Consider the following 24,384-nt stretch of genomic DNA (forward strand, 5'->3'; position numbering starts at 1 on the left):
GTCGCGGCCCGCGTGCGGCGCGCGCGGCGGCCGCGGCGCAGCCGGCACCGGATGGAACCGCGCCGGCCGCGGAAGCCTGGAGCACCGGGAACGTCAGAGCGCCGGCTCAGGACTCGTCGGAGCCGTCGGCGCTGTCGCCGTCGCCCGGGGCGGCGGCCTTGGTGTCGGCCTTCTTGGTGGTGGCGCGGCGCTTCTTCACGGGCCGGGAGTAGTCGACCAGCGGCTCGTAGCGGGTCTCGTGCTCCTTGCGGCACTCGTCGCAGGCGTCGACCTCGCGGACCGTGCCCTCCCAGGCGAACTGGATGACGTCGGTCGCCTCGACCTTCTCCTCGCGGAGGGCGTGCGGATCGCAGTACTTGCGCGTGAAGACCTCAGTGACCACGGCGGTGCGTCCCTTCGGTAGTGGGTGCGGGTTCACCACCGAATCATACACGTGTACGAACATCGCGGTCGGAACTTCGCGAAGTCCGCAGCAGAGCCTAGCGGAGCGCGGGGTGCCCGGTGATCATGATCGCCGGTGCGCGCCGCCGCGGCCCGGCGCGCACGCGCCGGGCCGCCGCGGTCTCCGGGGCCCGCCATTAGGAGCGGGCGGGCGGGTTCCTGATGCTCTCGTAGATCCGGGCGAAGCCCTCCTCACCGTGCCCCGCGTCGATCTGGCGCCGGATGAGGGTCTGCACCATCGCCACCGCCTCGGTGCTGATGCCCTGCGCGGCGCTGGCGTCCAGCATGTCGCCCAGGTCGGAGAACAGCAGGCTCTGCTGGCCCGGCACGGTGTAGTCGCCGCCGTCGATGATTTCGGCGAAGCCCGCGAAGCCGGCGGTCATGGCCGCCAGCCACGGGGCGGCCATGGCGGCGAACTCGCGCGCCTTCAGTCCGGCCGGGGCCGTCATGGCCGCCCCGTGCATGAACCCGGCGAACATGACGTACATGCCCGCCAGCAGCGCGAGGTCGTACAGCGACGCCAGGCCGGCGTCCTCGCCGTGGTAGGTGGCGGCTCCCCACGCCTCCAGCAGTGGCCGGTAGTCCTCGAAGATTTCGGCCGAGCCGCTGTAGAGGACCGAGGAGCCGGGGGTGCCGATCATCGACGGCACGGCCATGACCCCGCCGTCCAGGTAATCGGCCCCGGCCGCGGCCGCCCAGGCGGCGAGTTCCCGCGCCTGGTCGGGCGTCACCGTGGTCACGTTGACCACGGCGCGGCCGGCCAGGTCCCCGGCGACCGGGTCGAGCACCTCGTGGACCGAGGCGTGGTCCAGCAGGCACACGACCACCAGGCGGCCCGCCCGGACCGCGTCGCCGGCCGTTTCCGCCGGGCGGGCGCCCCGCGCCACCAGGTCGTCGGCCTTGCCCGGCGAGCGGTTCCACACCGTTGTGGCGTAGCCGGCCTCCAGCAGGGCGCCGGCCAGGGCGCGGCCCATCTCGCCCAGGCCCAGCACGCTCACCTGGAGGCCCTTCGTGGCTGACATGTCTTTCTCACCGTCTCGCGGTCTGTCCCGTTGCCCTGATCCTTCCGTCTGGCGGTACCGTTGACCAGTACGGACTTCAAAGTGCGGTACTTACCTTGGGGTAAGTGCCCAGGGGAGGGCGAATGGCGGTCTCGGAGCGGCGCGGCCCGTACTTCTGCGGAATCGACGCGGCGATGGACGTGGTCAGCGGGAAGTGGAAGTCGCTGATCCTGTGGGAGCTGGAGCAGCACGGCACGCGCCGGTTCGCCGAGCTGCGGCGCGGCCTGCCGGGGGTCAGCGAGAAGATGCTGGTGCAGCACCTGCGCGAGATGGAGGAGGACGGCCTGGTGCACCGCGAGGTGTACCGCCAGGTGCCGCCGAAGGTCGAGTACTCCCTGACCGAGCACGGGGTGTCGCTGAACGCCGCCCTGGAGGCCTTGGGGCGGTGGGGGACCGAGCGCATCGCGCGCATCGGCGCCGAGCGGGTCCACGCCGGGGAACCGGTGCCGGCCCGCAGTTGAGCCCGGCCCGGGTACGGGGCCGCGCCGATCGCGGACGATGGGCGCGGCGCCGCGCGGGTGCCGGTGGCCGGCCGGCTAGTCGAAGATCTCGTCCAGGAAGCTCGCCTGGCGCTTGCGCCGCTCCCCGTAGTAGGGGGTGGCGTCGTCGTCCTCGAAGCGGTCCTCGGCGTCGCTGCGCTGGTGGCGGCCGCCGGTGTAGGAGGCGTCGTAGCCGCGGCTCCAGCGGTGCTCGGCCTCCAGCAGCTCCTCCAGTTCGCCGCGGTCGAGGAAGATGCCGCGGCACTTCTCGCACTGGTCGACGGTGACGCCGACGAGCGTGCGGCGCGAGAGGGTTCCGGGGCACTTGGGGCAGTCGAATGCAGTCATGGACGGGTTTCTACCGCAGTGCCGCCCCTGTGCGCATGTGAACGGGCCCGCGGGGGTGCGGCCGGTGTCGGCCGCACCCCCGCGGGCCCGGGGACCGGGGCGTGCCGGCGCCTCACTCCACCGCGGTCACGAGTTCGGCCAGGGTGTCGAGGAGGTCGGCGCGGACGTCGTCGTCGTGCACGGCGGCCGACCAGGCGGCGGGGATGGCCCAGGAGCGCGACCGCAGGTGGGCGTCGAGGAACCGGTCGAGCGCGGCCGCGGGGTTGGTGGCGTAGTGCACCGGGTTGCGGCGCGCCTGGGTGACCAGGGTCCAGGCGGTCCAGCGCAGCCACGCCTGCTCGGGTTCGGGCAGGGACTCGGGGCGGGGGCGCTCGGGGGAGCGGGCCGCCGAGGGCTCGGGCGCGGTCGGCGCGGGGTCGGCGACGGGGTGGTAGGGGGCGCTGCGGGCCCGGCCGCGCGCCCGCTCCAGCAGGTCGAAGTGCTCGGGCAGTCGCTCGGCGAGGCGGCGCAGCACACCGGTGAGCATGCGGGCCAGGGCCTCGGCGTCGAGGCCGCGCAGGGCCTCGGCCAGGCCCACCCGGCGGAGTTCGTCGGCCGTGCGGGCGCGCGCGGGGTCGACGCCGTCGGCGAGTTCGCGCAGCTTGCGCAGCACGTACTCGGCGGTGGGCACCGACACCAGCGGGCGCTCCCGCACGACCGCGACGGCACGCCCGGCGCGGTCGGCGACCGGGACCGCGCCGGACTCCTGGGTGAACCCGTGGTCGCCGACGCGGCCGAACACGCCCGCCAGGCCGGATTCGGGGTCGTCGGGCTGCTCGTCGGGGAGGTCCACGGCGGGGTGGCCGAACCCGGCGGCCAGTACCAGCGCGGCCAGGGCCTCCTGCTCCAGCACGCTGGGCGCCACCCACGAGGCGACCGACTGCTGGCGCGCCCAGCGGCGCGGGCGCTCGGAGAAGGCGCAGCGCAGCGTGCGGCCCGACCACTGCGGGAAGACCAGCCGCAGCCGCGCGAAGGCGCGGTCGGTCTCGGTGTCGCGCAGCGCGAAGCCCAGCCGGCGCACCTGGGCCGACACCGACTGGCCCGCGTCCAGCGACGCGTGGACGTCGGCCATGCGCTTGGCGATCTTGGAGTCGGCGGCGCCGCCGTGTCTGGCGCAGGGGCAGTGCTCGCTCAGCAGCGTGACCGCGGAGTCGAACTGCGCGGCGTGGCGGTCGCAGGTCTGCAGGGTCTCGGGCGCGGGCTGGTGCTGGCCGGTGTCGCAGCGGCCGCAGCCGAAGGCGCGGGTCAGGGCGTGCAGGAACGCGGTCGAACCGAAAAGGTCAGTGAACAGGCAGCGCGTGCTCAAGGTCCTTCTACTCCCCGTGGCACGGGGCTGAGGCTCTTCCCCAGCTCCTCCGGGAAAGTGCATAGAAGAAGGACGGTTGTGCCCGGTGACACACCCACGTCGGCTGGTGCCGAGGGGGCACCGCCCTGGTGACGCGCGTGGTCACCTACGAAAGTAGGGCCCCGCGCGGCGCACAGTCAAGAAGCGCAGGCACGGAAGGGGATGCCGGACGCGAAACGGTGTTTTGTTGAGTGGCGGGCGGGTGTCGGAGCCGGTCCGCCCGCGGTGGACGGCGCCCGCGCGGATCCGCCGCGGTGTGCCGATCGCCTCACCGCCGGGCGGGCCGCCGGGCCGCGCCCGCGGTGGCCGCCGCCTACCCGGAGCGGCGGCGGTAGCGCTCGGCCAGCTCCGCGAGGTGGGCGGCGAGGTCGGGGGCCGCGACCTCGGGCACCGGCGGCGCGGGCGCCGCGCGGGCCTCGCGCGCCGGGCCCGCGCCGGCCGGGGAATCGGTTCCCTCGGCGCCGCCGCGGCCGGGCTCGGGCTCGGCGAGGTCGGGGTCGAGCCGCGACACCCGCCAGTCGACGTAGGCGTCCAGCCAGTCGCGTGGCCTCGGCCGCGGCGCGCCGCGGTTCGTGGGCTGCGGGTCGGGGTGGTCGTCTGCGCAACTCATGGGCTAGCGGGCTCCGTCCTGGTCCGCCGAGCAGCGTGCTGCCATGGCCCGTCCTCCTGCTCGATCGTGTGCCGACACCTCTCGGACGGCGCCGGTGTCCCTGTCCGAGAGCAATGGATGCTCCGGCCCGATCCGGACGCGCCCACGACGGCCGAGGCACATCGGCGAAAAGGGGGAGTGACGATGCCACGACGCTGGACGCTGGTCCTGCGCGACCACGCCGACGCCGCCCGGCCCGTGCGCGCCGTTGACTGTCACGGTCTGTTGAACACCTGGTGGCCGCAGCCCGGACCCGAGCACGGCGCAGCCAAGAAGTGGGCCATGAACGGATGGCCGCAGCCCCTGGCCGACCGGCTGTGGGTGTGGTCCCTGACCTGGCTCGACGACGAGCCGCCCGAGACCGATCCCGCCGACCTGGTCGGCCGCGTCCAGCGCGTCGGCGACCACCTGCTCGAACCGCTCTCGGTCACCGACGTCCACGCGCGCGACTACACCGCGATCCTGACCGAACCGCGCAGGGTCGTACACGAGGCCGCCCTGCACACCCTCAGCCCGGTGGTCTCCCTGGCCCGCAACTACGACGGAGAGGACAGCTTCCAGGCGTGGCCCGGCCCGCGGCTGCTGTTCGGCGTGGTGCACCGCACCGCGTCGGGCCAGCTCAGCGGCAGCGGGGCGGTGGGCGCCGTCGCCCGCTTCGCACCGCGCGACCTCGCCGAGCCCTGGCTGCGCCGCATTGACGACGTCACCACGCTGCTGCGCCGCGCCCCCGACGAATCCGCGCCCATCCGCGCCACCGAGCACCCCGGCCCGGCCGGGCGCACGGTTCCCGGGTGGGAGGGCGGCCTGCGGCTGACCCTGCCGCGGGGCACCGACGGCCGGCGCCTGGCCGACTTCGGGGCGCTACTGGAACTCATCGAGCTGACCGGGGTGGGCAAGTACACCGCGCAGGGATTCGGGGCGCTGCGCGTCGACACCCTCACCACCGGCAACGACGTGGCAGCCGGGCGGCGACGGGGTCCCGCCCGAGACCGCCGGCGGCCCCGGCCTCCGCGTCCCACGTACGCGGAGTTTCAGGAACAGGAATTTGACGGGTTGCTGTTCGACTGACCTCGGCCGCGGGCGCGGGATCCGCAGCATGCGCAGGTCCGCTCGGCCCGCCTCGTCGGCTCGGGATGTGAGAGGGAAGAATGCGTGTTCCGCTGGTCAACCTGACACCGCACGAGGTGACGATCTTCGATTCCAATGACCGCGTCGTCGTCCGCTGTCCGGCGGCGGCCAAGCCGGTGCGCGTGGCCGTCGACCGCTGCGAGATCGGCCGCATCGGGGGCATCCCGGTGTTCTCCGAGGACTACGGCCGGGCGATGCTGCCCGCGCCCGCGAGCGGCGTGTGGTACATCGTGTCGGCCGCCGTGGCCATGGCCCATCCGGAGCGGACCGACCTGCTGGTGCCGACCGATCTGGTGCGCTCCTCCGACGGCACGATCGTGGGCTGCAAGGCCCTGGGCCGCCGCAGCGCCTGACCCCGGCGCCGGCGGAGGCTGCGCCGGCGCCGCCGGGGCGGTGGGCGCGGACCCCGGGCGCTCAGGTGGTGGCGGACACGGGGAGGACGGGAGTGGACCCGGCCCGCCGCGGCACCGGCCGCGCACCGTCCGCGGGTGCGGCGGTGCTGCGGTGCGGAGACAGGCGCACGCGGCAACGGGCGGTTCCGGTCGCGGGGCGGCGAGCGCCCAGGGACCGGAACCGCCCGTGTTGCCACAGCCTCGGCCGCAGCCATCCCGTCTGCCGGATATGGGCTGGGCGAACACGTTCGCAGGCGAGCCAGATGTTGGAAAGATTCCGTCTGCCGGGGAGGACCGACCCTGGACGGAGCGCCCATCAACAACTGGCGTTGTTATCCCGTCAACCGGGGATGGACGACGAAAAGGAAGCCAAGGTCGTACTCTGCGCGGTCGCTGTCCCGTCGGCCGGGGTGGGAAGCCACTTCCCTGATCGACGCGCGGAACATGCGGTGGGTGGGTCTATCCCGTCTGCCGGGTGGGTCCGCGCTGACCGCGGCGACCGGGACCGCCGGTGCCGTGCCCCGGCGGGGCCGGGGCGGATTGGGGAGAACCGGGGCGGTCCGGGGCCTCGACGTGGTTCCGTGTCCGTCGTGGTGGCACCGCTCCTCCTTCCGGCCGCCGTGGCGGCGGAGGCGCCTGCTGTGGACGGTCCGCACCAGGGGCCGGTGCGGGGCCTAGCGTGTATGTGCGAGGGGATGTGCCTGCATGAGCGGCTTGGTCGTGGTTCGTAGGGGTGATCACCTCCATCGCATGACTTCTCTCGGACACAGGGGTGAAAAGAGTGGTTTCTGGTTGATTGCGGGAATCACTACCGGAAGTGCCGTATCGGCACGCGACAGCGCGAAACGGATCCATGGAGCGGAGACCGGAGCACAGCCACACCCCCGCCCCCCACGACGGTGGCGGCGGCCCCGACACCCTGGTCGTCCTGGCGGGCACCAGTCCCACGCCCGCGCTGCTGGCGGCGCTGACCTTCACGCCCCGCCGCCTGGTGCTGGTGCACACCGCCGACACCGCGCGGCGCGCCGCCCGCATCGTGGCCACGGCCCGCCGGCTGTGCCCCCGCATCGAGGTCGCCCGCCGCTTCGACATCGGTGACGACGCCTTCGACTTCCACGCGGTCGGGGCGCGCTTCACCGCGCTCGCGGCCGACCTCCAACGCGACTGGCGGCTGTGCTACACCGGCGGCACCAAGGTCATGAGCACCCACGCGGTGCTGCGCCACGTCGAGCGCTTCCCCGACCGCCACCGCTGGCGCAGCTACCTCGACGCCACGTCGGAGACCCTGCGGTTCACCGACGGCTCCTTCCACCCCGGCGGCATCGACAGCGGCGCGCTGACCGTCGACGCGCTGGCGGCGGTCCACGGCGTCGACCTGCGGCCCGGCGACCAGGCGGCGGCGCAGGAGGCGTGGCTGCGGCGCGGGCGCGCCGCCGACCTCGGCAGCGGCGACATGGCCGAGGCCCGGGTGCTGGCACTGTTCCGCCGCCGGCTCGCCGGCGTGCCCGGCGCCGAGGTGCTGGGCAACCGCGTCATGCCCGACCCCCGCGCCCCGCACGCCTCCATCGGCGACTTCGACCTCATCGTGCGCTACCGGCACCGGGTGCTGTGCGTCGAGGTCAAGCGCGACCCCTCGCACATCCTCGACGCCGCCGGCTGGACCCTCACCAAGGCCCAGCGGGCCTTCGGCGGCGCGGCCCGGGTGCTGTTCGTCCACGAGGGCGGCAAGGGCGACTGCTCGGTCGAGCACCTCGCGGCCTACGACCCCGAACTCAGCGGGGCACCCCTGCACGTCCGCAGCCTCGGCGAGCTGGCCCGCGACTTCCCCTCGGCCCAGCACGTCATCGACGGCTTCTTCCCCGCCGCGCCGCCCCGCCCGGCCGCCCCGGCGCCGCCCGACCCGGCGGCCCTCCACCTCCCGCCCCCCGCCGCCCCGCCCCCGGCGTCCTGCCCCGCCGCGCCCGGACCGGCGCGGCCCGCCGGGCCCGGCGGCGACACCGCCGCGCCTTCCGCCGCCGAACCGACCGGCGGGGGCCGCCCCGCGCGCGGCCCCGCCGCCGCCGACCCCGCGCCGCGCGCCTCCGCCGTCACGGCCCGCGTCGCCGCCCGCCCCGCGTCCGCCCGCGACCGCACCCCCGCCCACGGCCTCCCCAGCCTGTCCCGCCCCGCGCGCTGCGCCCCCGTCCCCGACCGCCCCGCCCCCGACCGCCCCCAGCGGCCCCCCACCGCCCCGCCCGCGGCCCCCGCCCCCTGCGCCGACACCCCGCCGCCGTCCCCCCGCGCCCCGGCGGCCGGACCGGAGCGCGGCGCCGCCCCCGCGTCCGGCGACCCCGCCGACACCGCGCCGCCCGGCGACGGCCCCGCCCCGGCGCCGCGCCCGCTGCTGATCATGGGGCTGGGCGGCAGCCGGCTGTCGGTCCTCGCCGCCGTGCGCGCCTGCCTGCCCGCCCGTGCCGTGCTGCTGTTCACCCGGCAGAGCGAGAAGGAGCTGTCCGCCCTCGACTCCGCCGTGCGGCGGGCCCTGTTCGCCGCCGAGGACCCCGACTCCTTCCGCTCGGTCAACCGGCGCCGGCTCGCCGCCCGGCTGCGCCGCGACGGCTACCCCGACCGCGTGAAGTTCGCCGAGGCCGCCGTCGACTCCGCCGACGTGGCCGACGTCGCCGCCCGCGCCCGCGCCAAGATCGACCAGTACCGCCCCGCCCGCGCCCCCGTCGTGGCCGACATCACCACCGGCACCAAGGCCATGAGCATCGGCCTGGCCCTGGCCGCCCACGAGCGCGGCGGCTGCATCACCTACGTCTCGCCCCTCACCCGCGAGGTCTACTGCCGCACCCACGGACCGGTGGGCCGCCACAGCCCGGCGGCCGTGGAGTGGCGGCTGCTGCTGCGCGGCTACCGCTTCCTCTCGGGCACCCTCGCCGAGGCCATCGCCCCCGACATCGCCGCCCGCCAGGTCGACGCCCCCCTCATCGACGCCGCCGCCGCCGAGGTCCGCGCCCTCGCGGCCGGCCACGAGGTCGCCGCCTGGGTCGACGAGACCGTCACCGCCGGCGCGCCCCCGCTGCCGCAGTACTCCGCGCCGCAGCGCCCCACCGTCGTCCTCACCGTGGCCGACCGCGCCCTGGGCCTCAGCGCGCCGCGCCGCACCCGGCTGCGCTACTTCACCTCCGGCGGCGCCCACCAGGAGCAGGACGTCGGCGCCGGGGGGTGGGCCCACGACGTGTTCGCCTCGGCCGCGCTCCTCAACGTCCGCTGCGGCACCGCCGGCACCACCCTCGCCCTGCACCGCCCCGGCGACGGCGACCCCCGGCGTGCCCTCGACCTCATCGACTGGTTCTCCTGGTGGCGCGGCACCGGCCACGACGCCGACGACACCGCCCCCCCGGCCGACCGGATCACCGGCCACGAGGACACCCGGCGTCCGAGAGTGGTATCCGCGGACCCCGGGACCCCGCGCCTCCGCGCGGCCCTGGCCGCCCACCTGTCCGCCCTCCGGCTCTGAACCCGCAGGAGACCACACATGACCACCGCCGGCCCCGCCTCCCAGGCCGCCCCGCCGCCGGCGGCGGCTTGGCAGCGCCCGGCCGCCGGCGTGGTCGTGGGCGTCGACCTCGCGGGCATCCAGCGGTTCGTCTACGAGGGCCGGCGGCTGCTCGACGCCATCGGCCGCGCCACCCTCGTGGCCGACCTCACCGACCCCGCCGGGCCCCACCTGGCGCCGCTGCTGCGCGACCTCCCGGCCGACTCCCGCGCCGTGCTGCGCGACGCCGGCGGCGCGCTCTACATCGCCTTCACCGACCCCCTCCGCGCCGCCGACCACGCCCGCGCCTTCACCGGCCGCTACACCCGCCGCCTGCGCGACCTCTCCGACCAGCTCAACCCGATCGTCACGCACGTGGCCTACGGCGCATCCGGCGCCGGCCCCGCCACCCAGGCCGAGGCGCTGCGGCTGCTGCCCTCGGCGCTGCAGGCCGCCCGCGCGGTGCCCGCGCCCGGCCACCTGCCCGCGCTGGGGCTGGGCGTCACCGCCGCCTGCGACGTCACCGGGCGCCCCGCCGAACTGCTCGACCACACCCGCGACCGCGGGCCCGTGCGCGAACGCGCGGCGCGCGACATCGTCACCGCCCGGGTGCGCGCCCGCCAGTGGCACGACACCAACAGCCGCACCTGGCTGCGCGGCCTGGCGCCCCCGCCCGGGGCCGACCGCCTCGAACTCCCCACCGACGTCGACCACCTCGGCCGCGAGATCGGCGACCTCAGCCGCCTGGCGGTCATCCACCTCGACTTCAACGGCCTGGGCGACCTCCTCAAGCGCTACCACGCCGCCCTCGACGCGGCCGGCGCCGACGTCGTGGCGCACATGCGCACCGTCTCCGCCGACATCGCCCGGCTCACCGAGGGCCTGGCCCAGGCGGTCATCCGCGCGGTGGCCGGCGCCATCGGCACCGACCCCGACTCCGGCGAACCCGCCATCCTCGGGCACGGCGCGGGCGGGCGGCTGCGCCCGCGCGCGGTGCGCGGCGCCGTCCACGTGCCGGTGCGCCCGGTGGTGGTGGCCGGCGACGACCTCACGGTCATCTGCGACGCCCGCCTGGCCTGGAGCGTCACCCGCTTCGCCCTCGACTGGCTCGACACCGACCCCGCCCTGGTCCCCGCCGGCGACCCCCGCGCCGCCATGGCCGCCCGCGCCGGCGAACCCCCCTGGACCCGGCGGCTCGGCGCCGGCGGCCGCACCACGGGCGTGCCCTCGGCGGGCATCGGGATCGCCGTGCAGCCCGTGGGCGCCCCGCTGTCGGTGGGCTACGACATCTGCGCCGCCCTGTGCGACACCGCCAAGGAGCACCGCAAGGCCGCCGCGCACCGGATGCACGACCACGTGGTGGCCTGGTCCCACGTCTTCGACGACCCCGGCCGGGTGGTGGCGCGGCTGCACGAGGACCGCGCCGGCGGCTCCGGGCGCACCGCCCTGCCCATGTCCGGCTCCGACTTCCGCGCGTTCCTGCGCGGCTACCTCGACCCCGGGTCGGCGGGCAGCCTGCGGTCGGCGCCCATGGCGGGCCAGCGCTCCTGGCTGCTGTCGCGGCTGGCCCCGCTGCTGCAGGACGGCCGCGACCCCGCGCCCGAACTCGACCGCCGCCGCGACCTCGGCCTGCCGGTCCGGCTGCCCGAACCCTTCGACCGCGGCCGCCTGCTCGACGCCATCGCCCTGCTCGACCTCCACCTGGACGTCCCGCTGGCCCACCGCCCGCCGCCCCCGCGCGAGGAACCCTCCCGCCCATGACCCCATTCCACGCACCCGTCTCCCGGCCGCCGGCCACCCCCGCCCCGGGCGGTCCCGGCCTGCCCGCCGACCGGCCCCCGGCCGCCGCCGGCGCCCGGAGCCGAGGCGGGAGGCCACCGGTGAACGGCGCGGAGGAGCGCTCCGACCTGCCCTCGGTGCTGGTGGTCGACCTCGCCGCGCCGGCCATCTTCGCCGGCACCAGCGCCGCCGGCACCGCCGCCGACGCCGACGTCGTCACCGACGCCCACGGCCTGCCCTACCTGCCCCGGCACCGCATCGCCGCGCGGCTGCGCGACGCCGCCGTCACCGCCGTCCGGGCCGACCCCGACCTCCTGCCCGCCGCGCACGCGCTGTTCGGGGCCTCCCGCGAGCACGGTCCCGGCCGCATCCTGCGCGTCTCCCACGCCCTGCCGCCCCACTCCGTGCGGGCCGCCGTCGCCTGGGCGGTGGAGCAGCGGCGCGGCCTCGACGGCGGGGCCGCCACCCTGGTGCGGGCCGTGACCGACGCCTTCACCTCCGTCGAGAGCGGGGTGGAGATCGACGCCGACGGCGCAGCCGCCGAGGCGCGGCTGCGCACCGTCCGCGTCGTCGACCCCGGCCTGCGCCTCACCGCCGCGCTGCGCTGGACCCGCCGCCCCGACCCCGCCGAACTCCGCTGCCTGGCGCGGGCCGCCCTCGCGTTCACCCAGGCCGGGCTGAAGGCCAACCGGGGGCGCGGGCGGCTCGACGCCCGCCTCGCCGCCGAGCCCGACCCCGATCCCGACACCGCCCACGCCGCCACCCTGACCTGGGCGGGGCTGGCCCCGGGCCCCGGTGTCCGAGAAGGAGAGGTGTGACGATCACCGACCTCCGGCCCGGCCACCCCACCGGCGCTCCCGGCGCGATCGTGCACTCCTACCTTCCGCTGCGCTACGTGCTCACCGAGTCGCTGGTGGTCCGCTCGGGCTACGACCCCCTGCGCATCACCACCGACCACGTGGTCAACGGCCGGGCGCAGCGCGGCATGCTCGCCGCCGCCCTGCGCCACGCCGGCCGCGACCACCTCGTGGAGCCCTGGATCGCCCGCGGCAGCGCCATCCGCTTCGCGCCGGCGTTCCCCCGGCTGGAGGACCCCGCCGGCGCCGCCGCCACCGTGCCCGCGCCGCGCTGCTGGCACGTCCACACGCCCCCCGGCCACACCGACCCCCTCCTCGCCGACCTCCTGGCCGCCCCCGCCGCGCCCGGTATCAGCTACCGCGCCCTCGGCGGCCTGGTCACCCCCGACCTCGCCCGCCGCGCCGTGCCCCTCACCCGCACCGAGCAGTACCTCGGCGTGGCCCGCAAGGACGCCGGCCGCCACGGCGTGCCCTACCTCACCACCAGCCTCGAACCCGGCCAGGTCTACGAGGCCCGCTGGCAGCTGTCCGCCGGCTCCGCCGACGAACTGGCCGACCTCGCCGCCCACGTCCTCGACACCCTGGCCGCCGCCGACGGCCTGCTGTCGCTGGGGTCGGGCGGCACCCGCGCCCACGGCGGCGGCATCCGGGTCGCCCCGGCGCTGGGCGAGGGCGCGCCGCTCACCCCCGACCGCCTCGACTTCGGCCGCAGCGACTGGCCCGCGGGCGAGGTCCGCGACCTCCTGCTGCTCTCGCCCGCGCTCGTCGACGACCACCGCGGCCGCCCCGCCCCCGCCGCGCTCACCGCCGCGGCCGCCCGCGCGCTGGCCGACCTCCTTGGCCCCGGCGCGGCCGAACCCGTGGGCGCCCACATCCAGCAGGAGGCCGTCGGCGCCTACCACCGCCTCTACCGCGGCCCCATGGCCGAGCAGTGGGCCGCCGCCCCCGGCTCCGTGGTCCGGCTGCGGGCGCTGCGGACCATCACCCTTGCCGAGATCCGCGCCGTCGAGGCCCGCCCGCTGGGCCGCCGCGCGGCCGACGGCCACGGAGCCGCCGTCCTGGTGCCCGTGGCCGCGCCCGGTCCCGTTCCCGCCGACCACGCCCCCCTGGTCCGCACGGACACCGCCGACCCCCCGCCGCACCCCCCAGCCGCCGTGGAGCCGCCGGGTCCGGAGAGGACGGAATTCCGGACCCGGCCGGTGGCGCTCGGCGACGGCTCCCCGGTGCGCGTCGACCCCGCCTGGGTCGCGGCCGAGGCCGCCGCCGACCCCGCACGCTCACCCGTGGCCCGGCTCCAGGACACCCTGCTCACCCGAGCCGCGGCCGACCCCGTCCGCGCCCGCGCCCGCGACCTCGCCCGCCGCTCGGCGCGGCTGCCGCCCGCGCCGCTGCTGGGCCGCCTGCGCGAGGTCGCCTCGGCGCCCGCCGCCGACCCCCGCGCCGTCCTCACCCGCCTGGCCGGCGTGGTCACCGGCGACCCCGACCGCGCGGCGCCCCACACCCCCCTGCCCGAACCCGCCCGCGCCGACCTCGCGGCCACCGCTGTGCCCCACGGCGACCGCGAACTCCCGCTGCCGCAGTGGCTCGACTCCGCCGCCGGCGACCCCCGCGCCTGGTGGCGCCACGCCGGCCCCGACCCCGCGGCGCTCGCCGCCGCGCTGGCGCCCGTCGACCTCACCTGGCGCGGGGGCGGCGGCCCCGGCGCGGCCGCCCGCGCCTGGAGCGACCGCCCCGAGGTCCGCGCCCGGCTGTCGGTGCAGCTCATCACCTGCTGGCTGGCGGCCGCCGCCTGGATCGGCCGCGACACCGGCCACCGCGAGGAGGCCCGGTGACCCCCGCGGGCCCGGGCCGCGCCGGGTCGGCCGACCCCGCCGCCGACCTGGCCGACTTCGCCGCGGGCGCGCACCGCCACCCCGTCGTGCTGTGGGAGCTCACGGCCCGCGTCCGGCTGCTCAGCGACACCCACATCGGCTCGGCCGACGACTCCGCGCGCACCGCCGCCGACATCGCCCCCATCGACCGCGACCCCCTCGACCACGCGCCGCGGCTGCGCGCCAGCACCCAGGCCGGGCTGCTGCGCCACCACCTGGCCGCGCGGCTGGGCCCCGACCGCGCCGACGCCGTGGCCGAGCTGTTCGGCGAGGCCGCGCGCGGCGCCGATCCCGCCGACCCCGGCGGCACCGCCGTCAACGCCGCCAGCGCTCTCGACATCGACGACGCCTTCGCCGAACTCCCGCCCGAGGCCGGGATCGCCGTGCGCGCCGGAAACCGGGTCGACCCCGGCAGCGGCGCCGCCGCGCCCGGCGCGTTCTGGCGCATGGAGACCCTGCCCGCCGGCACCCGCTTCACCCTGACCCTGCGGCTTTGGGTCGCCGACCCCGCCGACGAAGGGCGCCTGCTCGCGCTCGCCGCGCTGGCCGCCGACGGCCTCAACGGCGCCGACCTCGCCCCCGGCGTGGCCATCGGCGCCCGCACCGCGCGCGGCTACGGCGCCGTGCGCTGCGACTCCTGGCACCTGCGCCGCCACGACCTCCGCACCCCCCAGGGCTGGGCCGACTGGTACGCCCTCACCTGGCGGCAGCGCCGCGAACGCGCCCACCGCGCCGTCACCGCGCCCGCGCGCCCCCGGCCCGCCCGCGCCCCCGGCCTGCTCACCCTCGTCCCCGACCACCTCCAGCGCGACCCCGCCCTGGCCGCCGCCATCGGCGGCGACTACTCCGCCGCCCTGGCCGACCTCGCCACCGACCGCCGCCACCGCGACGAACTCACCCTCACCCTGCGCCTGGCCGAACGCCCCACCGAGGCGTTCCTGCCCACCGGCTCCGGGGCGCCGCCGCGCGCGCCCGGGCCGCGCCCGGGCCTGCTCATGGTCGGCGACACCCCGCGCCTGGAGTCGCTCGGCGAGGTCGACCGCGCCCACCTGCGCCGGCCCAGCGTCGGCGGCGACGGCGCTGTGGAGTGGCGCCCCGCGCTCGGCGACACCGCGCTGTTCGCCCTGTTCAAACGGCTGAGCCGGCGCCTGGTCCGCGACATCTCCGGCGAGTCCGCCACCACCCTGGCCGAGTGGCCCGAGGACAGCCCCGCCCGCCGGCTGCACGCCCGCTGGTGGGGCGGCGACGCCCGCTCGGGCGGCGCGCCCGCGCCCTCGGGCATCCGGCTGCGCCAGGCCGCCGAACTCACCGGCGGCACCACCCAGCGCACCACCCGCGTCACCATCGACTCCCTGTTCGGCGACGCCGTGGACTCCACCTTGCTCACCGACGACGTCCACGCCGGCGGCCAGGCCACCGTCATCCTCGACGCCCCCCAGCCCGACGACGCCGTGCGCGGCCTGCTCGCCCTCATCGTCCGCGAACTCCACACCGTGCCGCTGGACGCCATCGGCGGCGGGTCCGGCGCCGGCCACGGCCGCGTCACCGTCACCCGGGCGGTGCTGACCCGGCACGAGCCCGGCGCCGCGCCCGACCGCGTGGACCTGCTGGCCGCCATCGACGACGCCCGCAGCCCCGAACGCGCCGCCGTGGGGCCCTGGGTCAGCGCGCTGCGCGCGGCCGTCTCCGGCGACCGCGCGGCCGCCCCGGGCCCGAACGGGTCCGCCCGGTGATCCACCCGCCCCCCGCGCCCGCCACCGGCGGCACCACCATCACCGACTCCCGAGGAGGCGAAGCGATGCCGACCCCGACCACCCCGGTGCCCGCCGGCGCCGCGGCGCTCACACCCGGCCCCCGCGGCGCCGACACCGCCGCCCTGGGCCCCGGCACCGCGCGCGCCGTCCTCGCCGACCTCTTCGGCGCCGCGCCGGCCCGGCGCTGCGCCGCCCTCGACCACTACGCGCCCGGCGAGCCGCAGTGGCTGCTGGCGGAGTTCGGCGACGGCCGCATCACCGGCGCCTGCCCGGCGGGGGAGTGGCGGCTCTCCAGCGCCGACCCGCACACCGCCGGCCTCTCCGCGCCGGCGCCGGCCCCCGACCTCTCCGACGCCTGGCGGCTGCTGGGCGCCTGGGTGTTCAGCCCCTCCGCCCAGATCCACATCGCCGAGGCCGCCGAGGACTCCTGGCTCACCCGCGACAGCGCCGACCTGGGCGACCTGCCCGACTGGCTGCGCCCCCGCGACCGCTCGTTCCTGCTGGCCGGCTGGCACAGCGGCCCCCGCGCCAGCCGCGACCTCGGCGGCGCGATCCCCTTCAGCATCGGCCGCGAACTCTCCGGCACCACGGCCTGCCACCCCGTGAGCTGGCGCGACTTCGACATCGCACCCGCCGCCGCGGCCTGCGGCGGGGCGGCCCAAGAGCCCGCGGCGGTGGGCAGCTGGCTGAGCGTCCGAGAGTACTGGGGGGAGGATCCCGCCACGGGGGCGGTCGGTGTGGTCCTCCACCGACTGACCGGCTACCACGCGGGGGCCAAGCCCACCCCGCCGCACCGCGACGCGCTGGATTCCTCGGCCGACCGCCTGGACCACCACCTGGAGAACAGGAGGGCACCGTGAGCGACCAGCCACCCCGCCGCGCCCACCGGCCCACTCCAGCCGCCATGCCGCGCCGCCGCCCCGGCGCGGCCGGCCACCGCGCCGCCCCGCAGCCCGCCCAGGGCCGGCCGCGGCGCCGCGACGACCGCGGTGCCCTCGCCGTGCCGTGCGACCCGCCCGACCCCGTGCGCGACCACCAGGCCGTCGCACCCTACGGCCTGGTCCCGCTGCCCGAGCGACCCATGCCCGCCGAACGCCTCCAGGAGTCCGTCCTGCGCGACGGCACCCCCCAGGAGCGGCTCCTGGCCGGCCACGACCACCGGGTCCCCGGCACCCACACCGGCTGGATCGACATCGCCGTGCGCACCCTCAGCCCCACGTTCGTGGGCGCCACACGCGGCGGCGGCCGCCCCGAACGCTCCCTGACCATCGACGGCCGTGCGGCGCTGCCCGGCGCCTCCCTGCGCGGGCTGATCCGCAACACCCTGCGCGTGCTCACGGGCGGCGAGACCGGCCCGGTCAACACCCCGCAGTTGTTCTTCCGGGCGCCCGCGGCCTCCCACAGCGACCGCCGCGCCCGCCACGTCATGCGCAACCTCAACCGGCAGTACCGCCACCGCCACGGCGCGCCCTCCAGCCCGCCGGGCGTGCCGGTGAAGGCCGGGTTCCTGCACCACCGCGCCGACACCGGCGGCTGGGAGATCCTGCCGCTGCCCGTGGAGCGCCCGCTGCAGGTCCGCCTCACCGACCTCCGCGACGACCTCCGCCGCTTCCCCGGCCTGCCGCCCTTCGAACTCCCCCCGCACGAGTCCGGCGACGGCGGCGGCCCCTCCGGCTACATCCCCGCCGACTTCCACGGCGCCTTCCAGTACCTCGACGTCGTGGCGCTGTGCCCCGACACCCACGGCCGCACCGTGGGCGAGTCCCGCTTCTGGGCCATGGCCGTGCTGCCGCCCGGCACCGAGGTCGCCTTCGGCCACCGCGAGACCGCGCGCCACCGCCTGCGCGAGCGCTGGGAGCAGAAGCGCGCCCGCGCCGAGCAGTCCCTGCGCCGGGCCGCGGGCGAGCGCTCCCGGTCGTCCTCGCGCGGGCGGCGCAACGACCTCGACCGCGCCCTGGACCGCATCGACCACGTCGGCTTCCGCGCCTACGACTGCGTCCTGGTGCTCACCGGCGTGGCGGGCGAGCGCAAGAACGCCTACCTCTTCCCCAAGGACGTCGACCCCGCCCGGCGGCTGCCCGTGCCCGACCACCTCGTGCACCTGGTCGAGTCCGCCGACCAGATCACCCGGTTCCAGGAGCGCAACCACCCGCGCTCGGGCCCGGCCGCCGGCCTCGACCCCGCCGGGGGCCGCCCGCGCGCGCAGCGCCGGGTCGACGGCGGCCTGGCCCGCTCGGGCGCCGAACCCGTCTGGTACCAGGAGACCGACGGCCGCGTGGTGTCCTTCGGCCGCTCCGGCGGCTACCGGGTGGCGGTGGGGGAGTTCGACCCCGTCAGCCGCGCCGTGCCCGAACCCCTGCTCACCCCGCGCCGGGCGCGCGGCGGCACCGGGCGCGCGCCCGACGTCCCCCGCGCCCTCTTCGGCGACCTCGACCTCCTCCCGGCGCGCGACAACGCCGGATCGGCCGCCCGCGGACGGGTCTCGGTGGGCTCGGCCGTCTGCGACGACCCCGACCCCTGGTTCGCCCACCCGCTGCGGGTCGAACTCCTCTCGCCCCAGCGCAGCTGCTTCGCCAACTACCTGCTCCAGCCGGTCTCCGACCGCACCTTCGGCACCTCGCCCGACCTGGTCACCTGGTCGCACGAGGGCGACGTCCGCCTGGGCGGCTACAAGGTCTACCTGCACCGCTACGACCCGCTGCCCGCGTCCGCCCAGCGCTACGCCCACCTGCACCCCGACCGCGTCCCGGCCGGCGCCACCACCCGCGACGTCCTGCCCATGCGCGAGGGCCTGACCTTCCACGGCCGCATCACCTTCACCAACCTCACCGACGCCGAACTCGGCGCGCTGCTGCGGGCGCTGTACCTGGGCAACCCCGCCGGCGGCGGCGACCCCGCCGACCCCCTCTACGCCCACAAGATCGGCCTGGGCAAGGCCCTGGGGTTCGGCAGCGTCCACATCAGCCCGGCCCTCTACCTCATCGACCCCGCCGAGCGCGCCTGCTCGCTCGACCCCGGCGCCGGCGTCCACCGCGTCGGCGACGAAGGCGTGCAAAAGCTCCTCGACTCCTTCGGCGACGCCCTGCTCACCTGGGAGCGCGAGGAGAGCGTCCGCGCCGGCGACGCCATCCCCGACGACTGGAGCGACGTCCCGCGCGTCGAGGCGCTGCTGCTGGCGGCCCAGTGGCGCCACCGCCTCCCCGAGAGCTGGACCCGCGTCATGGACGTCGAGGAGTTCGCCGTCTTCCCGGTCCTGCCCGGCCTGCAGGACCGGTTCGCCGCCCACGCCCAGGTGTCGGAGTCCGGCACCGATCCGGGCTGACCCCCGCGTCCCGGCGGCCCGTGACCCCGGCCGCCGGGATCCCGCCCGCCCCGACCCCCGTGTTGGTGCCGGCCCGCCGAGGGCATAGCACCACGACCGCCCGGACGAATCTGCGACCAGCAGAGCGCACAGCGCGCCCGCCGAGGGCATCGCGCACACGCAGGCCGGCCCGTCGGAGCCCGGCAGGCGAACCGCTCCGGGACGCGGCCGACGCGGGGGCGAGCGGCCCCGCCCCCGCCGGGGGCGGGGCCGGGGCGCGGCGGGGTGACCTCTCCGTCAGCCCGCCGGGTTCAGCAGGCGCGCCACGTCCACCGGCAGCCCGGTGCGCATCGACTCGTTGGCCGCCAGCCCGGTCAGCAGCGCGTTGGCGCCGTCGGTGTGGGTGGGGCGCGGCTGCAGCCCGGTGGCGCCGAACAGGGTGTCCAGCAGGTGGGTGTCGCCGCCGCCGTGGGACCCCCGGCCCACCGCCACGGCGACCTCCTCGGGCGGCTGCCAGTGCCGGCGCAGCAGCAGCCGCGCGGCGGTGTTCTCCTTGGGCGCGGGCATGCCCCGTACCGGCGTGGTCTCGCTGCGGCCGGGCACCGTGTGGGGGCTCTCGGTGACGTCCAGCTCCAGGCGGCCGCGGCTGCCGGTGATCGCCACCCGGTAGCCCTCCCACGGCGCGTAGGCCGCCAGGTGGTAGGTGAGCTTGGCGCCGGAGGCGTAGCGCACCAGGACCGACATGTCGTCCTCGATGGTGATCCCGGGGCCGAACACGTTGCGGTCGCGCCGGTAGCCGTCCTCGTGCTCGGCGGCCAGGTAGAGCCGCGCCATGTCGTCGCTGTCGGCGATGTGCAGCGCGAAGGGGTCGTCCTGGGCGGCCGCCGCGCCGTGCGCCCGCTCGTAGTCGGCGGCCAGCTCGCGGCGGCGGCCGTTCTCCGCGCCGTAGAAGAACAGGTCGCCCCAGGCGAACACGGTGCGCGGCGCGCTGCCGATCCACCAGTTCACGAGGTCGAAGTGGTGGCTGGCCTTGTGCACCAGCAGCCCGCCGGAGTTCTCCTTCTCGCGGTGCCAGCGGCGGAAGTAGTCGGCGCCGTGGCGCAGGTCCAGCAGCCACTCGAAGTGCACCGAGCCCACCTCGCCGATCTCGCCGGCGGCGACGATCTCGCGCACCCGGCGGTGCACCGGGTTGAACCGGTAGTTGAACGCGACGTTGACCCGCCGGCCGGTGCGCCGCTGGGCGGCGAGGACGCGGCGGCAGCCGTCGACGTCGGCGGTCATGGGCTTCTCGGTGACCACGTCGCAGCCGGCGTCCAGCGCGGCGCAGATGTAGTCGGCGTGGGTGCGGTCCACGGTGCACACCACGACCTCCTGCACGCGCTCCTTGCGCAGCATGTCGGCGAAGTCCTCGGCGGGGTACTCGGGGACCGGGTCGAGGCCGTGCGCGCGCACGATGTCGTTGTGCACGGCCATGCGGGTGCGGTTGGTGTCGCACAGGGCGACGAGGCGCGCGGTGGCGGTGTGGCTGGAGACGAGGGCGGTGGTGTACATCCGCGCTCGGGCGCCGGTGCCCACGACGGCGAAGCGGCGCGGCTCGGAGTCGGCGGCGGGGACGGCCTGGTCGGCGTGTGCGGTCGCGTCGGTCACACTCCAACGGTAAACGCTTTCCCGCAGTCGGTCCACCGCGTCGCGCGGCGCGCGAACGTCGAACGCCCGTCGAACCGGTGTTTGCCCAGCTCAAACCGCCGAGGGGTGGCGGTGTGCCCGGTAGGCCGCCGGCGCGGGCGCGGCCATCACGTCCGGGGAGCGATTGCCAGCGATATTCCGCAACGATCGGGACACGGTGGCCGCGCCGCCCGGCGGGCCCCCGGGTTTTTCCGAATCGGTTCCGCGCTTCGCAATTTTCGGTGTCCGCCCTGCAAGGGGCCGCTGCCACGGGTTTTTCCGGTACGCGCGGCCGCCGATTCGGCGGCACGCCTCCATTGACGGCGTATCTCCGCGGTGTTAAAAACCGTTCATCCGATCGTGGATAGCGCTTACCAGAACCCGACTCCACCACCCGGCGGTGTGACCGCGACCCGCATCTCGCGGTGCGCCCCGCACGAGACCCCCGCACCCCACGTTGCGTTCGTCCGCCTTTGGGCTGACGTGAGGACGGTAGAGCCCATGCACACACCCCCCTGTCCACCCCCGCCCGCGCCGCGTCCCCGCTCCCGTGAGGATGAGCGCGCGTGATCGGGGCGACCCGCGAGCGCACCGCGCCGCCCGGGGCCAAGCCCCCGCCGCCCCGCGCGACCCGGCGCCGCGCCGTGTCGCGGCTGCGCCGCCGCGACGGCCTGGCCGCCTACGTGTTCCTGGCCCCCTGGTTCGTCGGCCTGCTGGCCATCACGGTCGGCCCGATCCTGGCCTCGCTGTACTACTCCTTCACCGACTACTCCCTCATCGGCGACCCGCAGTGGGTGGGCCTGGAGAACTACGTCCGGATGATCGGCGACGAGCGGCTGCACACCTCGCTCGGCGTCACGTTCACCTACGTGTTCGTGTCCGTGCCGCTCCAGCTCGCGCTCGCCCTGGCGCTGGCCCTGGTCCTGGACCGGGGCGTGCGGGGCCTGGCGATCTACCGCTCGGTGTACTACCTGCCCTCGCTGCTGGGCGGCAGTGTGGCCATCGCGATCCTGTGGCGCCGGGTGTTCGGCGCCGACGGCCTGGTCAACCAGGTCCTGGGCTTCTTCGGGATCCAGGGCGAGGGCTGGGTCTCCCACCCCGACTACGCCCTGGGCACCCTGGTGGTGCTCAACGTGTGGACGTTCGGCGCCCCGATGGTGATCTTCCTGGCCGGCCTGCGGCAGATCCCCGTCATGTACCACGAGGCCGCCGCCGTGGACGGCGCCGGCCCGGTGCGGCGGTTCTTCTCCATCACCGTCCCGCTGCTCACGCCGATCATCTTCTTCAACCTGGTGCTGCAGATGATCAACGCCTTCCAGACCTTCACGCAGGCGTTCATCGTCAGCGGCGGGGACGGCGGACCCTCCGACGCCACCATGTTCTACACGCTCTACCTGTACCGCGAAGGGTTCGGGAACTTCGACATGGGCTACGCCTCGGCCATGGCGTGGCTGCTGCTCGCGATCATCGCCGGGTTCACCGCCGTGAACTTCCTCGCCTCCAAGTACTGGGTCTTCTATGGTGACTAAGCCGCACACCGCCGCACCCCGCATGTTCGGGCACCGCCGGCGCCTGTTCACCCACGTCGCGCTGATCGGGTTCGGCCTGGTCATGCTGTATCCGCTGCTGTGGATGATCTCCAGCTCGTTCAAGCCGACCTCGGAGATCTTCAGCGACCCCAGCCTGATCCCGCGCACCTTCGTGCCGCAGAACTACCCCGAGGGCTGGACCGCGCTGGAGTACCCCTTCCACCACTACATCTGGAACTCGCTGGTGGTGGTGGCCGGCTCGATCGTGGGCAACCTGCTGGCCTGCTCCATGGCGGCCTACGCGTTCGCCCGTCTGGAGTTCCGCGGCCGGCGGCTGTTCTTCGGGATCATGCTCACCACGATCATGCTGCCGATCCACGTGGTGATCGTGCCGCAGTACATCCTGTTCGCCAACCTGGACTGGATCAACACGTTCTACCCGCTGATCGTCCCGAAGCTGCTGGCCACCGACGCCTTTTTCATCTTCCTGATGGTGCAGTTCATCCGCGGCCTGCCCCGCGACCTGGACGAGGCGGCGCGCATCGACGGCTGCGGCCACGCCCGGATCTTTTTGCGGATCGTGCTGCCGCTGTCGATGCCGGCGCTGGCCACCACCGCCATCTTCACCTTCATCTGGACCTGGAACGACTTCTTCAGCCAGCTGATCTTCCTGACAGACCCCGAGATGTACACCGTCCCCGTCGCGCTGCGGACCTTCGTCGACTCCCAGAGCCAGACCAGTTGGGGGCCGCTGTTCGCGATGTCGGCGATCGCGCTCGGCCCGATCTTCGGCTTCTTCCTGGCCGGACAGCGCTATCTCGTGCGCGGCATCGCGACCACCGGAATCAAGTGACCGAAAGGAACCCGACCATGCGAAAAGGGCTTCGGCCGGCGGCGGGGATCGCCGCGCTGGTGCTGGCCGCGACCGCCTGCGGAGGCGGCTCAGGCGAGGACGAGGTGGTGGAGCTGCGGTTCTCCTGGTGGGGCGCCGACGACCGGCACGCCACCACCCAGGAGGTCATCGAGCGCTTCGAGCAGGCCCACCCCAACATCCGCGTCGAGGGCGAGTACACCGACTGGGAGAGCTACTGGGACCGGCTGGCCACCAACACCGCGGCCAACGACGCGCCCGACATCATCACCCAGGAGGAGCGCTACCTGCGCGAGTACGCCGACCGCGGCGCGCTGCTGGACCTCAACGAGGTCGGTGAGCAGCTGGACACCTCCCAGCTGGACGAGCTGGTCATGCCCGGCGGTGAGCTGGACGGCGGCCTCTTCGGCGTGCCCACCGGCGTGAACGCCTTCACGATCATGGCCGACCCCCAGGCCTTCGAGGAGGCGGGCGTGGAGATGCCCGACGACGAGAACTGGACCTGGGAGGAGTACGTCGAGACCGCCGTCGCGATCTCCGAGGGCTCCGACGGCGAGATCATCGGCAGCCAGACCCCGGCGTTCAACGAGCAGAGCTTCCAGATCTTCGCCCGCCAGCGCGGCGAGCAGCTCTACGACGAGAACGGCGAGCTGGCCTTCGACGCCGCCACCATGACCGAGTACTGGGAGCTGATGCAGCGCCTGCACGAGGAGGGCGGCGCGCCCGGCGCGGCCGAGAGCGTGGAATACGAGTCGGGCGGCCCCGACCTGTCGGTGCTGGCCACCAACGAGGGCGCCATGGCGGCCTTCTGGACCAACCAGCTCGGCGCCATGGCCGAGACCGCCGGCCGCGACCTGGAACTGCTGCGGTTCCCCGGCGAGGCCGAGTCCGAGCAGGCCGGCACGTTCTTCAAGCCGGCCATGTTCTACTCCATCTCCGCGGAGACCGAGCACCCCGAGGAGGCGGCCCTCTTCGTGGACTACCTGCTCAACGACCGCGAGGCGGCGGAGCTGATCCTGGCCGACCGCGGCCTGCCCGCCAACACCGAGGTCCGCGAGCAGATCCGCGACCAGCTGCCCGAGGCCGACCAGTTGGGCGCCGACTTCCTGGACGAGATCGAGCCCGACGTTGCCGGCGCGGTGCCGCCGCCGCCCATCGGCGCGGGCGAGGTCGTCGACATCACCAAGCGCATCAACGAGGACCTCATGTTCGGCGAGATCAGCCCCGAGGAGGCCGCCGAGCAGTGGATCTCGGAGGTGGAGACCGCCACCGGCGACGAGTGAGGCCCACGGGGGCACCGCCTTGCCGGTGCGGCCCGCTCCGCGAGGTCCGCGCCACAGCGGCGGCGCCCGCAC

19 protein-coding genes are annotated in these 24,384 nt (G+C 76.0%); 13 read left to right on the top strand and 6 right to left on the bottom strand.

The genetic code is table 11. From position 1 onward, the window contains the following. Nucleotides 1-106 precede the first annotated feature (106 nt). Both HNR12_RS25770 and HNR12_RS25775 read right to left on the bottom strand, forming a co-directional pair. On the bottom strand, nucleotides 107-382 hold the full coding sequence (locus tag HNR12_RS25770; RefSeq protein WP_179769968.1) for a hypothetical protein: 276 nt from the start codon (nucleotides 380-382) through the stop codon (nucleotides 107-109). A gap of 196 nt (nucleotides 383-578) precedes the next feature. After that, nucleotides 579-1,463, bottom strand: a complete 885-nt coding sequence (locus HNR12_RS25775; RefSeq protein ID WP_179769969.1) for an NAD(P)-dependent oxidoreductase — start codon at nucleotides 1,461-1,463, stop codon at nucleotides 579-581. A 122-nt stretch (nucleotides 1,464-1,585) separates the two neighbouring features. On the opposite strand from HNR12_RS25775, the gene HNR12_RS25780 reads away from it, so the two are divergent. Continuing rightward, a complete protein-coding gene (locus tag HNR12_RS25780; protein WP_179769970.1) occupies nucleotides 1,586-1,963 on the top strand; it encodes a winged helix-turn-helix transcriptional regulator in 378 nt (125 codons plus the stop codon). Nucleotides 1,964-2,038: 75 nt separating this feature from the next. On the opposite strand, the gene HNR12_RS25785 is transcribed toward HNR12_RS25780, so the two are convergent. The 3 genes from HNR12_RS25785 to HNR12_RS25795 form a co-directional block, all read right to left on the bottom strand. Next, nucleotides 2,039-2,329, bottom strand: coding sequence for a TFIIB-type zinc ribbon-containing protein (locus tag HNR12_RS25785; RefSeq protein WP_179769971.1), 291 nt, complete (start codon nucleotides 2,327-2,329; stop codon nucleotides 2,039-2,041). A 112-nt stretch (nucleotides 2,330-2,441) separates the two neighbouring features. Next, entirely contained in the window at nucleotides 2,442-3,674 is a 1,233-nt protein-coding gene (locus HNR12_RS25790; protein WP_179769972.1) for a hypothetical protein, read from the bottom strand. A 352-nt stretch (nucleotides 3,675-4,026) separates the two neighbouring features. Next, nucleotides 4,027-4,323, bottom strand: coding sequence for a hypothetical protein (locus HNR12_RS25795; protein WP_179769973.1), 297 nt, complete (start codon nucleotides 4,321-4,323; stop codon nucleotides 4,027-4,029). Between the two features lie 183 nt (nucleotides 4,324-4,506). Between HNR12_RS25795 and HNR12_RS25800 the strand changes: the two genes are divergently transcribed. The 9 genes from HNR12_RS25800 (at nucleotide 4,507) to HNR12_RS25840 (ending at nucleotide 18,985) form a co-directional block, all read left to right on the top strand. After that, on the top strand, nucleotides 4,507-5,430 hold the full coding sequence (locus tag HNR12_RS25800) for a CRISPR system precrRNA processing endoribonuclease RAMP protein Cas6 (protein ID WP_179769974.1): 924 nt from the start codon (nucleotides 4,507-4,509) through the stop codon (nucleotides 5,428-5,430). 80 nt (nucleotides 5,431-5,510) lie between these two features. Further along, nucleotides 5,511-5,843, top strand: a complete 333-nt coding sequence (locus HNR12_RS25805) for a hypothetical protein (protein WP_179769975.1) — start codon at nucleotides 5,511-5,513, stop codon at nucleotides 5,841-5,843. 892 nt (nucleotides 5,844-6,735) lie between these two features. Then, on the top strand, nucleotides 6,736-9,384 hold the full coding sequence (locus HNR12_RS29285; RefSeq protein WP_179769976.1) for a hypothetical protein: 2,649 nt from the start codon (nucleotides 6,736-6,738) through the stop codon (nucleotides 9,382-9,384). 18 nt (nucleotides 9,385-9,402) lie between these two features. Continuing rightward, nucleotides 9,403-11,163, top strand: coding sequence for a hypothetical protein (locus HNR12_RS29290; RefSeq protein ID WP_218902053.1), 1,761 nt, complete (start codon nucleotides 9,403-9,405; stop codon nucleotides 11,161-11,163). 119 nt (nucleotides 11,164-11,282) lie between these two features. Further along, nucleotides 11,283-11,999, top strand: a complete 717-nt coding sequence (locus HNR12_RS25820) for a hypothetical protein (RefSeq protein WP_308118401.1) — start codon at nucleotides 11,283-11,285, stop codon at nucleotides 11,997-11,999. Beyond that, on the top strand, nucleotides 11,996-13,870 hold the full coding sequence (locus tag HNR12_RS25825) for a hypothetical protein (RefSeq protein ID WP_179769977.1): 1,875 nt from the start codon (nucleotides 11,996-11,998) through the stop codon (nucleotides 13,868-13,870). Before HNR12_RS25820 ends, HNR12_RS25825 begins: the two co-directional genes overlap by 4 nt. Then, complete coding sequence (locus tag HNR12_RS25830) at nucleotides 13,867-15,642, top strand: RAMP superfamily CRISPR-associated protein (protein ID WP_246425175.1); 1,776 nt, start codon at nucleotides 13,867-13,869, stop codon at nucleotides 15,640-15,642. The genes HNR12_RS25825 and HNR12_RS25830 overlap by 4 nt, the downstream gene beginning before the upstream one ends. A 65-nt stretch (nucleotides 15,643-15,707) precedes the next feature. Continuing rightward, nucleotides 15,708-16,523, top strand: a complete 816-nt coding sequence (locus tag HNR12_RS25835) for a hypothetical protein (RefSeq protein WP_179769978.1) — start codon at nucleotides 15,708-15,710, stop codon at nucleotides 16,521-16,523. Next, the gene (locus HNR12_RS25840; RefSeq protein ID WP_179769979.1) at nucleotides 16,520-18,985 is read left to right on the top strand and encodes a TIGR03986 family type III CRISPR-associated RAMP protein; all 2,466 of its coding nucleotides are present in this window, start codon (nucleotides 16,520-16,522) and stop codon (nucleotides 18,983-18,985) included. The genes HNR12_RS25835 and HNR12_RS25840 overlap by 4 nt, the downstream gene beginning before the upstream one ends. Nucleotides 18,986-19,261: 276 nt before the next feature. Here HNR12_RS25840 and HNR12_RS25845 read toward each other — a convergent pair whose 3' ends face one another. After that, nucleotides 19,262-20,515, bottom strand: a complete 1,254-nt coding sequence (locus HNR12_RS25845) for a Gfo/Idh/MocA family oxidoreductase (protein ID WP_179770919.1) — start codon at nucleotides 20,513-20,515, stop codon at nucleotides 19,262-19,264. A 680-nt stretch (nucleotides 20,516-21,195) separates the two neighbouring features. On the opposite strand from HNR12_RS25845, the gene HNR12_RS25850 reads away from it, so the two are divergent. The 3 genes from HNR12_RS25850 to HNR12_RS25860 are packed head-to-tail and all read left to right on the top strand — an operon-like array spanning nucleotide 21,196 to nucleotide 24,312. Next, nucleotides 21,196-22,158 (top strand): carbohydrate ABC transporter permease, encoded by a 963-nt coding sequence (locus tag HNR12_RS25850; protein WP_217782494.1) that lies wholly within the window; start codon nucleotides 21,196-21,198, stop codon nucleotides 22,156-22,158. After that, entirely contained in the window at nucleotides 22,148-23,011 is an 864-nt protein-coding gene (locus tag HNR12_RS25855; RefSeq protein ID WP_179769980.1) for a carbohydrate ABC transporter permease, read from the top strand. The genes HNR12_RS25850 and HNR12_RS25855 overlap by 11 nt, the downstream gene beginning before the upstream one ends. Nucleotides 23,012-23,028: 17 nt before the next feature. After that, a complete protein-coding gene (locus HNR12_RS25860; protein ID WP_179769981.1) occupies nucleotides 23,029-24,312 on the top strand; it encodes an ABC transporter substrate-binding protein in 1,284 nt (427 codons plus the stop codon). The last annotated feature ends 72 nt before the right edge of the window (nucleotides 24,313-24,384 follow it).

Origin of the sequence: Streptomonospora nanhaiensis (assembly GCF_013410565.1) — a bacterium.
Lineage (GTDB): Bacteria > Actinomycetota > Actinomycetes > Streptosporangiales > Streptosporangiaceae > Streptomonospora > Streptomonospora nanhaiensis.